Raw genomic sequence first — 10879 nt, 5'->3', positions numbered from 1 at the left:
GAGCTTGCTCCCGCTGGAGTGCGCAGCGCTCCCAAAACGAGGACCGCTTTGCAGCCCAGCGGGAGCAAGCTCCCTCGCCACAGTCAGAACAGTTTCAGGCCCAAAACCTGGGCACACTCCTCAATCGAACGCCGCTGCGTCTCGGCATACAACCCCAACTCATCAATGGTCGCACGCCCCAGCGCCTGTTCGAACGCCTGGCGGTTGGAGTGTTCGCCATAGTGCGTCTGCGCGGTATCCCCAAGGTTCGACTGAAAAATCCCCGCCGCACTCACCGGCAGGAAATCTTCGTACACCAACGGTTCAGCTTTCACGTGGCCCTCACGGAGCAAATCCTCCAGCGATGCCGACGTGAGGCTACCCGCTGTCAGGCCTTTTTCGGTAGGGAAGTAGCGAAAATACGCCAGCTCCTGTTCGCGCATGCCGTCGACGCTGTCAGGAAATTCGCCAAAGTGCTGGGTCATCAGCGCGTTGTAGCGTGCGGCGTTGCCTTCGTTGGGGAAGTCACCGAGTTCATCGCGCGCGGCATTCAACAGGCGGTCATACAGCGCCCGGCCCTTGGACGTCAGCGCCGCGCCGCGTTGTTCGATCTCGCCGAAACGCGCGCTGTGGCTGCCACGGGTGTCGTACTGGTCGGTGAAAGTGATCGGCTCGTCGAGCGCCTTGAAACTGGTTTGGCGCAGCAGGATGGGGCAGTGCCGACGCGGCGGCCCTTCGATTACCGCTTTCGGGGTGATGCCATGCACCGGCATTTGCGCCTGAACCTTGTCGATGTCTAGCGTGCGCGGGGTCAGGTGATTGATGTGCGGGCCTTTGAACGCCACCACATCGGCGATCAGACGGTGCTGAGCGCTGAGGGTCTGGTACTGCACGGCGGTGACGGTTGCGCTGTGGTGCCAGCGAAAGGTCTCCAGGGCCTGCAGGACAAATTCCTCCGCTTCAGGCTCATTCAGCCCACCCGCTGACTCAGCCTGCTCGATCAGGTGCAAGACAGTAGGGGTAAAGATCGAACGCTGATTCAGTACCGATTCGGCAAACGCGCGCAGCTCGGGATCTTCGATCAGTTCCAGACGCAGCAACGAAGTGAACACCCGAAACGGACTGACCTGCAGCGCCGCTTCATGCACCGCGCGAAACGCCGTGGAGTGCACCGGCACACCCGCCGGAGTCAGGTCGTAATAACCCACCGGTTGCATGCCCATCACCGCGAACAGCCGGGCGAGGGTCGCCAGCTCTGTAGCCGTGCCGACGCGGATGGCGCCGTGGCGCTCCATGTCCAGCCGTTGGATTTCACCGGTACTGTCGAGCTGCCGTGCGATGTCCGGCTGAGCCGCCAGCACTTCGCGGTTGGTCTGTTCCACCAGCTCCATCAGCGCGCCGTACAACGGCACTTCTTCGCGGTACATGTCGGACATCGCTTTGGAGAAGCGTTGGCGGATCAGGTCGGGGCTGACGAAAGGCTGCACGGTCATGAAAAAAATTCCTGCCACGGTCACGTAATGGATGGAGGAAAAGATCGCAGCCTTCGCCGACGGCGGCAAACGAAGAATCCTACGAACTTCATTCTGCCAACGACTGATCCACCAGTTCGATCCAGTGCACAACCTGCGTGCGTCCGGCGCCGGCCAAATGATTCTGGCAGCCGATGTTGGAGGTGACGATCAAGTCCGGGCGATCGCTTTCCAAGGCGTTGAGGCGGTTGTCGCGCAGTTGCCGGGCAAGGGTCGGTTGGGTCAACGAATAGGTGCCGGCCGAACCGCAACACAAATGCCCATCCGGTACCGCCGTGAGGTTGAAGCCCAGCCGGGTCAACAGTGTCTCCACCGCGCCGCCGAGTTTCAGCGCATGTTGCAAGGTGCAGGGGCAATGCACGGCGATCCGGCGTTGGCTGGCGGCGCACAGTTTCTCCAAGGGCTCCCGGGCCAGGATCTGTACCAGATCCAGCGTCCGTTCGCTGATCTGCCACGCCTTGTCGGCGTAGCGCGGATCCTGTGCCAGCAAATGCCCGTAATCCTTGATGAACGCGCCGCAACCGCTGGCCGTCTGCACGATGGCTTCGGCGCCGTTTTCCAGGTGCGGCCACCACGCGTCGATGTTCTGCCGCGCGCGGTCGAGGCCCTTGGCCTGGGCGTCGAGGTGATAGTCCAGCGCGCCGCAGCAACCGGCCTCGGCCACCGGCGTCACGCTGATCCCCAACCGATCGAGCACCCGCGCCGTCGCATCATTGGTGTTCGGCGACAGGCCCGGTTGCACACAGCCTTCGAGCAACAACACCCGCCGCGCATGTCGCGGAGCAGGGCGTGAACCGGATGCTGACGAGCGCTGCGGCAATTTGCTTTCGAACATTCGTGGCAGCAGGGGCCTGAAGGTTGTACCAACGCGCAGCAAACCCTTGAACATCCCGGGATTCGGCGCCAGTGCACGCAAGCCCTCGCGTAACAAGCGCTGGGCAGCGGGGCGCGGCACCGCCTGATCGACCACCGCCCGCCCGATATCCAGCAGGTTGTGATAGTCGACACCGGAAGGGCAGGTGGTTTCGCAGTTGCGGCAGGACAGGCAGCGATCCAGATGCAGTTGTGTCTGCTCGGTAGCGGGAGCGCCTTCAAGCACTTGCTTGATCAGATAGATGCGCCCGCGCGGCCCGTCAAGTTCATCGCCGAGTAACTGATAGGTCGGGCAGGTGGCGTTGCAAAAACCGCAATGCACGCAGGTACGGAGGATTTTTTCCGCCTCGGCCGCGCGCGGCAGTTGTCGGGACTCTTCGCTGAGGGTGGTTTGCATGGCTAGAACTCCGCGTACATCCGGCCGGGGTTGAACAGCCCTTGCGGGTCGAGTTGCGCCTTGAGTTGCCGGTGATAACGCATGAGCGCCGGGGCTAGCGGCTGGAACGGTGTGTCGCTGGCACCATGGGTAAAGCTGGTGGCGTGGCCGCCGAGTTCCTGGGCGAGGATCTGAATGTGCTCGTGATCGGATTTCAGCCAGCGTTGCGCGCCGGCCCAGTCGAGCAACTGCTGGCCGGGCAAGTCCTGCGGCCCGAGATTGTTCGGCAGTGACAGGCGCCACAGCGGCAGGCCTTCGTCGAAAAAGCTCAGGCGTTGCTCGTTCAGGTCGCGCCAGAACGTCGAATCCAGCGGCTCGCCGCCGAGCCGTTGATGCGCGGCGGTGACCGAGCCTTCGCCGCCCTCAAGGCGCAGATACAGGCTTTGCCCATCATGGCAGGCGCCGCTGATCGGCAACGGTTGCTGGCCCCATTCGGCCAATCTGGCCAGCGCCCGCGCGCAGTCGATATCGAGACGGATGCTCAGGCATTGACGCGGTTTTGGCAGGACTTTCAGCGAGACTTCGGTGAGCACCCCGAGACAACCAAAACTGCCGGTCAACAGGCGCGAGAGGTCGTAGCCGGCAACGTTTTTCATCACCTCGCCACCGAAGCGCAGGTGTTGGCCGAGCCCGGTGATGACCCGGGTGCCGAGGACAAAATCGCGCACCGAACCTGACCATGGCCGCCGTGGCCCGGACAGTCCGCTGGCGATCATCCCGCCCACCGTGGCGCTGTCGCCGAAGGCCGGCGGCTCGCAGGGCAACATCTGCCCGGCCGCGTCGAGCGCCGCGAGCAGCTCGCGCAACGGCGTACCGGCGCGCACGCTGACTACCAGCTCGGTCGGTTCATAGCGCACGATGCCGCGATGTGCGCGGACGTCGAGCACTTCACCGGCCACTTCGCGGCCGAGAAACGCCTTGCTGTTGCCGCCCTGAATCTTCAGCGGCGTGGCGTTGGCCCGGGCCTGGTTGACCTGCTCGAGCAGCGCGCTGCTGGCGTCGAAATCAGCCATCAGAAACGCTCCAGTTCGGGGAATGGCAGTTGTCCGGCATGAATGTGCATCGCGCCGAATTCGGCGCAGCGGTGCAGGGTGGGGATGTTCTTGCCGGGGTTGAGCAGGCCTTGCGGGTCGAACGCGGCTTTGACCGCGTGGAACAGGCTCAGCTCAGCGCTGTTGAACTGCGCGCACATCTGATTGATTTTCTCGCGGCCGACCCCGTGTTCACCGGTGATGCTGCCGCCAACCTGCACGCACAGTTCGAGAATCTTCCCGCCTAACGCTTCGGCGCGATGCAGTTCGCCGGGCTGGTTGGCGTCGAAGAGAATCAGCGGGTGCATGTTGCCGTCGCCGGCATGAAACACGTTGGCCACGCGCAAGCCGTATTCGGCGCCGAGGCGGGCGATGCCGTGCAACACGCCGGACAATTCGCGGCGCGGGATGGTGCCGTCCATGCAGTAGTAGTCCGGCGACAAGCGGCCAATCGCCGGAAAGGCGTTTTTGCGCCCGGCCCAGAAGCGCACGCGCTCGGCTTCATCGCGGGCCTGCCGCACTTCGCTGGCGCCGGCCTCGAGCATGACCTCGCGCACCCGCAGGCAATCGTCGTGGACATCGGCTTCGACGCCATCGAGTTCGCACAACAGAATCGCCTCGGCATCAACCGGGTAACCGGCGTGAATGAAGTCTTCGGCGGCGCGGATCGCCAGGTTGTCCATCATCTCCAGGCCGCCGGGAATGATCCCCGCAGCGATGATGTCGGCCACGGCGCGGCCAGCCTTTTCCACCGAGTCGAAACTGGCCAGCAAGACTTTGGCGACCTGCGGTTTGGGCAGCAGTTTGACCGTGACTTCGGTGATGATTCCCAGCAAACCTTCGGAGCCGGTGAACAACGCCAGCAGATCGAAACCCGGCGTGTCGAGGGCGTCGCTGCCCAGTGTCAGGCGCTCGCCTTCGATGCTCAGCACTTCGATTTTCAGCAAATTGTGCACGGTCAGGCCGTACTTTAGGCAATGCACGCCACCGGCGTTTTCCGCGACGTTACCGCCGATCGAGCAGGCGATCTGCGACGACGGATCCGGCGCGTAATACAGGCCGAATGGCGCGGCCGCCTGGGAAATCGCCAGATTGCGCACCCCGGGCTGAACCCGCGCGGTACGGGCCGCCGGGTCGATGTGCAGGATGTTGTTGAAGCGCGCCATCACCAGCAACAGACCTTTTTCCAGCGGCAGCGCACCCCCCGACAATCCGGTGCCGGCACCCCGGGCCACCACCGGCACGTTGTGTTGATGGCAGAGCTTGAGCAGGGCCTGCACCTGATCGAGTCGCCGGGGCAGGGCGACCAGCATCGGCGTGGTGCGATAGGCCGAGAGGCCGTCGCATTCGTAAGGCTTGAGTTCGTCTTCACGCCAGAGCAGGTCGAGATCCGGGAGGGCGCGCTGCAGGGTTTTCAGCAACTCGGCCTTGTTCACCTCCGGTAGCGGGCCATCGAGGCGTTCGTCGTAGAGAATGTTCATTTCGACCCCATCGGCGGACGTGATTACCTGTGGTGAGGGGATTTATCCCCGATGGCTGCGCAGCAGCCCCAACCCAGAGAATGCGGTGTGTCTGATTCAGCTTAGTGCTGGAACTGGGGCTGCTGCGCAACCCATCGGGGCGGTGCGACGTTTCGCTGAATCCCCTCACCACAATAAATTCCCTCATCACAAGGATAGTGTTGGGACTCATCGCTGATTGCCCAGAAACTCCCGATACAACCGCGCGGTATTCCCCGGTTGTTCGACCATCGGCATGTGCCCGACGCCATCCCACACTTCGACCCGCAGATTGGCGATGCCCTTGCTCCACACCGGCACGCTGCTGACGTCGATCAAGCGGTCCTTGCGCCCCCACAGCAGCAGCGCCGGGCATTTGATCTCGGCCAGTTTCGGCTCCATGGGTGGGCTGGCGCGAAAGTCGCGGAAGATCTCTTCCAGTTCATCGCGCTGGCGTTCGTATCGCCGGGCGATGGCGTCCAGCACCAGCCCAGGCACCCAGGGTGGCGAGGCCATGGTCATTGCGTAAAACTGGCGGAATTCCTCCCGGGAGTTGATCAGGAACGGGTTATGCCCACGGGCCAGATGACGCTCCATGTCGCTGGCCTGCGGCGCGGTGACGCCGGCCGGGTCGATCAGCGCCACCGAGGCGATCCGCTCCGGGTAAGTTGCTGCCAGCCATGCCGCGATGTAGCCACCCATCGAGTTGCCGATCACGTGGACTTTCTCCACGCCGCACACGTCCAGCAGCTGGATCATGCGCTTGGCCTGCAGCGCAATGTCGTAGCCGCCACCGGCCTTGAACCCGGTTTCCCCATGACCGGCGATGTCCGGAATGATCACCCGGTACTGGCGGACAAAATGCCTGGCGAAGCGCAGCCACAGATTCTTCTCGGCGCTGTAGCCGTGCAGCATCAGGATCGCGCTGGCCGCTTCATAGGGACCACCCTGCCAGGTCGAGACGGTCATTTCGGCAATCGGCACCTCGATTTTGTGCAACTTGTACAACTTGGCCTCGAGCGCCGTGCTCAGGTCGTACAACCAATGGCCGATCGCTGGATAACTCAACCAGCTCCAGGCCACGAAAACCGCGAGAGCGACAAACAGCACAAGCATCGACGTCTTCCTTTTACGTGTTCAGGACAGAATGTGGTCAGCCGGTTTCAGCGTCCGGGTCAACCGGTAGTAGCTGAAACTGAAGCCCGGAAATATCGCGATCACATGACCGCTCTTGCTCTGATACCAACTGTGACAGCCGCCGGACTTCCACACCGTGCGTTCCATCTCACGGTGGATCATTGCAGTGTAGGTACGTTCCGCTGCGGGGCGCACTTCGATGCTGCGCAGGCCTTTTGACTGCAGGGTGTGGATGCAGTCGAGGATGTAATTCATCTGCGCTTCGATGATGAACAGCGCCGAGGTATGCCCGATGCCGGTGTTGGGCCCGGTGACGATAAACAGGTTGGGAAAGTCCGGCAGGCTGGTGCCCAGGTAGGCGCGCGGGTACTGCGCCCAGACATCCTTGAGTTGCACGCCGTGCTTGCCGGTCACCGGATAGGAGACCACGCCGTCGGTGGCGTCGTAGCCTGTCGACCAGACGATCAGATCGACATCGATGTGCTGGCCGTCCGTGGTGGTGATCCCGGTTTCATCGATTTCGGCGATGCCTTGCTCACGGCTGTGCAACGTGACGTTGGGCCGGGTCAGCGCCGGGTAATAGGTGCTGGACAGCAGAATGCGCTTGCAACCGATGGTGAAGTCCGGTGTGAGTTTTGCGCGCAATACCGGATCCGGCACCTGTTGCTTGAGAAAACGCAGCGCCTGACGCTGAACCAGGTGAATCGCGGGTTTCGAGTATTTGAAGGCGATCACCCGGGTTTCGAATTGCCAGTAGAGCAGCCAGCGCAGCAGCTTGTACGCCGGTTTGACACCCAGCAGCCAGCGCTGGAAAGGCCCGAACGTGCGATCGGCGCGCGGCAGCACCCAATGTGGCGTGCGCTGGAACACGTGCAATTGCTCGACTTCGGCAGCAATCGCCGGAATCACCTGGGCGGCACTGGCGCCGCTGCCGACGATGGCCACGCGTTTACCGCGGTAGTCGTAGCTGTGATCCCAATTGTTGGTATGAAAAGTCTTGCCCTCAAAGCGATCCTGGCCGGGGAAGGGCGGGATCACCGGTTGGCTCAACGGCCCGGAGGCGTTGATCACGAACTGCGCGTAAAAAATCCCCTTGCTGGTATGCAACGCCCAGCGCTTTTCGGCGTCGTCCCATTCGATGCGTTCGACGTTGGTTTGCAACTCCACGCGCTCGCGCAGGCCGAAGCGCTCGATGACGTGTTCGGTATAGCGATGCAATTCGGCCTGGGCGGCGAACATCTGCGTCCAGCGGTACGGCGCGAAGGACAGCGAGTACAGCGGTGACGGCACATCCACCGCCGCGCCGGGGTAGGTGTTCTGGCACCAGGTGCCGCCGAAGAAGTCCCTTCTTTCCAGCAGGCGAAAATCGTCGATTCCGGCCTTGAGCAAGTTGACCGCTGCACATTGGCCGCCAAAACCGCTGCCGATGATCAACACTCGGTAGGTCTGCATGGGCCTCCTTCTTATAGTTGTTTTTCCGTTTTCGTCCTTTCAGGTATAGCTAAAAATTTGCCGGGTGGGAGCGGGTTTGCTCCGGCTGCGTTCCGACGAAAGCGGAGTGTCAGACACAGGGATGTTTACTGGACGACCGCTTTCGCGAGCAAGCCCGCTCCCACAGTGGGATAAGTGGAGGCGGGTGGCTGGCCGGCGATGGCTATTTAACGGCTGCCTGTTAGACTTCCTGCACATCGGTCTGACGGTGTGTGCAGGTTCCGTTGAGTGGTCGAGGCCCTTATGCGAAACAAGGGGGGAAAGGGACTTTCATTGGCCAGGAGGCTTTATACATCGCGAACCCTCGGGCTGGTGCTGGGGCTGTTGTGCGTGAGCGCGGCGATGTACCCGCTAGACCCGCCGCTGTGGGTCTGGGCGTTGATGCTGTTCAATGGCCTGCTCTGGCCGCACCTGGCGTTTCAATGGGCCCGTCGTGCCAGCGTTCCTTACCATGCGGAACACCGCAATCTGTTGGTTGATGCCTTTATGGGCGGCTTCTGGGTCGCCGCCATGCAGTTCAATCCGCTGCCCAGTGCCACCACCATTTCGATGATGGCGATGAATAACGTCGCCATCGGCGGATTACGTTTTCTCGCCGCAGGCCTGGCGGCGCAGATCCTCGGTATCGGCGTCGGCCTGGTGGTTTTCGCCCCGGCGTTCATCCCGCAAACCTCGCCTCTGCAGCTTTATGCCTGCCTGCCGTTGCTGATGCTGTACCCGCTGGCGCTGGGCTGGATCTGCTTTCGCCAGGCCTACACGCTGGGCCTGCACAAGCGTGAGCTACTGGCCCTGAGTCGCACCGACAGCCTCACCGGACTGCTCAATCACGGCGCGTGGAAGGATCAACTGGAAATCGCCTTTCAACGTTGCCGCCGGCAGCAGCAGGGCGCAGCGATCGCGTTGATCGACATCGATCACTTCAAGGCGATCAACGACACCTACGGGCATGTGGCGGGTGACATCGTGCTGCGCCAGTTGAGCAAAATGCTCAAGCAGAACCTGCGCGCTGCGGACGTCGCCGGGCGGTATGGCGGCGATGAGTTTTGCGTGATCCTGCCTGACCTGCCGCTGTTCAATGCCGCGCAGGCCATGGAAGCCTTGCGCGAGCGTTTCGCCACCCTGGGTTACGAGCAGAACCCGGCGCTCAAGGTCAGTCTGAGCATTGGTCTGGCGGCTTACGAACCGGCACACGGCGACGCGACCCGTTGGCTCAATGATGCGGATCAGGCGCTGTACGAGGCCAAGGCGAGCGGGCGCAATCGGGTGATCTGCAACAGTGATGATCTGCCGAAGCAGGAACTGCTCGATTCGGTCTGATCTATCACCGCCGTCCCCTGTGGGAGCGGGCTTGCTCGCGAAGGCGTTCTGTCAGCGGCATTGATGTCGGCTGACACTCCGCTGTCGCGAGCAGGCGAAGGCCTACAAGTGTTCGGTGTCGGCCGCAGAGATGTCGCATCCGGTATAGAGCCTTGCGTCGATGTCAGGTACGGTTTGAGTCCCCCCGACGCGAAACAAGGATCGATTCATGACGTTCGCATTCCCCCGCTCGCTGCTGGCCGCCAGTCTCGGCCTGTCCCTCGTCCTCAGCTCCGCCAGCGCCTTCGCCGAACCGCACAAGCAAGTGCTGGCGGATGCCGAGCAGTATCAGCCCGAAGCCCTGAAACTGCTGGAACGGCTGGTCAACATCGACTCCGGTTCCGGTTATGAACCGGGCCTGAAACAAGTCAGCGAGATCGCCATCGATGAGCTGAAGAAGCTCGGCGCCACCATCGAGCTGGTACCCAATACCCCGGAAAAATCCAACCACGTGCTGGCGACCTTCAAGGGCACCGGCAAGGCAAAAATCCTTTTGATGGCGCACATGGACACGGTGTTCAAGGAAGGCTCCGCGGCCGAGCGCCCGTTCCACATCAAGGACGGCCGCGCCTACGGGCCCGGGGTGATGGACGACAAGGGCGGCATCGTCGCCGGGATCTACGCGCTGAAAATTCTGAAGAACCTCGACTTCAAGGATTACGCGCAAATCACCTTCCTGCTTGACGCCAGCGAGGAAACCGGCTCCGACGTCGCCACCGACCTGATCAAGAAAACCGCCAAGGCGCATGACGTGACCCTCAACCTTGAACCTGGGCGTCCGGCCGATGGGTTGGTGGTATGGCGCAAAGGTAGTGCGACGGCGCTGGTCGAGGTCAAAGGCAAGGCGGCGCACGCCGGAGTCGCGCCGGAACTGGGGCGGAACGCGGCGATGGAAGCGGCGCACCAGATTCTGCAACTGGGCAAACTCGGCGACGAAGCGAAGAAAACCACGATCAACTTCACCGTGCTTCAGGCCGGTGATCGCACCAACGTGATCCCGGATCACGCCACCGCCAAGGCTGACGTGCGTGCGGCGGTGCCGGAAGAGTTCGACCGGATCGAGAAAGACCTGGCGCGAGTGTCGCAGGATAAGCTGATCGCTGAAACCGAAGTCACCACCAGCCTCAAACGCGGCCTGCCACCGATGCCGCAAACGGCGGAGTCGGATCGCTTGATGGCCATGGCGCAAGGGATTTACGGCGAGATCGGCCGCAAGCTGACCGAAGAGGGCAGTGGTGGCGCGGCGGATGCCAGCCTGTCCGCCGGGGTGGGTACGCCGACGCTGGACGGTTTCGGGATTGTCGGCGGCAATATCCACACGCCTGAGGAATACGCCGAAGTGGCGAGCGTGGCGCCACGGATTTATCTGTTGTCGCGGATGATCATGGAACTGGCCAAGCGCTGACTCCCTCGGATTGGCGGTGCTGCAACTGACGCCTTCGCGAGCAAGCTCGCTCCCACAATGGATCTGTGCCGAACACCACTGCTGTATTCACTGAAGATCCACTGTGGGAGCGGGCTTGCTCGCGAAGGCGGCGGGTCAGG

Annotated in this window: 8 protein-coding genes; 2 read left to right on the top strand and 6 right to left on the bottom strand. The window is 62.4% G+C overall.

Annotated elements, in window-relative coordinates; translation table 11 throughout:
- Positions 1-83 precede the first annotated feature (83 nt).
- From QMX91_RS24555 to QMX91_RS24530, 6 genes are all read right to left on the bottom strand, one after another.
- A complete protein-coding gene (locus QMX91_RS24555; protein WP_282413517.1) occupies positions 84-1472 on the bottom strand; it encodes a VOC family protein in 1389 nt (462 codons plus the stop codon).
- Between the two features lie 88 nt (positions 1473-1560).
- Entirely contained in the window at positions 1561-2781 is a 1221-nt protein-coding gene (gene glcF / locus QMX91_RS24550; RefSeq protein WP_282413516.1) for a glycolate oxidase subunit GlcF, read from the bottom strand.
- 2 nt (positions 2782-2783) lie between these two features.
- Positions 2784-3833 carry a glycolate oxidase subunit GlcE gene (gene glcE, locus QMX91_RS24545; RefSeq protein ID WP_223009554.1) on the bottom strand — a complete coding sequence of 350 codons (1050 nt, stop codon included), beginning with the start codon at positions 3831-3833 and terminating at the stop codon, positions 2784-2786.
- Positions 3833-5332 carry a glycolate oxidase subunit GlcD gene (gene glcD, locus QMX91_RS24540; RefSeq protein WP_223009552.1) on the bottom strand — a complete coding sequence of 500 codons (1500 nt, stop codon included), beginning with the start codon at positions 5330-5332 and terminating at the stop codon, positions 3833-3835. The genes glcE and glcD overlap by 1 nt, the downstream gene beginning before the upstream one ends.
- Before the next feature lie 207 nt (positions 5333-5539).
- Complete coding sequence (locus QMX91_RS24535; RefSeq protein WP_223009550.1) at positions 5540-6466, bottom strand: alpha/beta fold hydrolase; 927 nt, start codon at positions 6464-6466, stop codon at positions 5540-5542.
- Positions 6467-6487: 21 nt separating this feature from the next.
- Positions 6488-7939, bottom strand: coding sequence for an NAD(P)/FAD-dependent oxidoreductase (locus QMX91_RS24530; RefSeq protein WP_223009542.1), 1452 nt, complete (start codon positions 7937-7939; stop codon positions 6488-6490).
- Positions 7940-8221: 282 nt separating this feature from the next.
- On the opposite strand from QMX91_RS24530, the gene QMX91_RS24525 reads away from it, so the two are divergent.
- Together QMX91_RS24525 and QMX91_RS24520 are read left to right on the top strand one after the other, a co-directional pair.
- Entirely contained in the window at positions 8222-9295 is a 1074-nt protein-coding gene (locus tag QMX91_RS24525) for a diguanylate cyclase (protein WP_096796510.1), read from the top strand.
- Positions 9296-9503: 208 nt separating this feature from the next.
- Positions 9504-10739, top strand: a complete 1236-nt coding sequence (locus tag QMX91_RS24520; protein WP_134786763.1) for a M20/M25/M40 family metallo-hydrolase — start codon at positions 9504-9506, stop codon at positions 10737-10739.
- The last annotated feature ends 140 nt before the right edge of the window (positions 10740-10879 follow it).

This window comes from Pseudomonas sp. PS01299, from assembly GCF_029960145.1.
Lineage (GTDB): Bacteria > Pseudomonadota > Gammaproteobacteria > Pseudomonadales > Pseudomonadaceae > Aquipseudomonas > Aquipseudomonas putida_A.
Note: the sequence above shows the minus strand (reverse complement) of the source record. Positions and strands in the feature narration are given on the sequence as shown.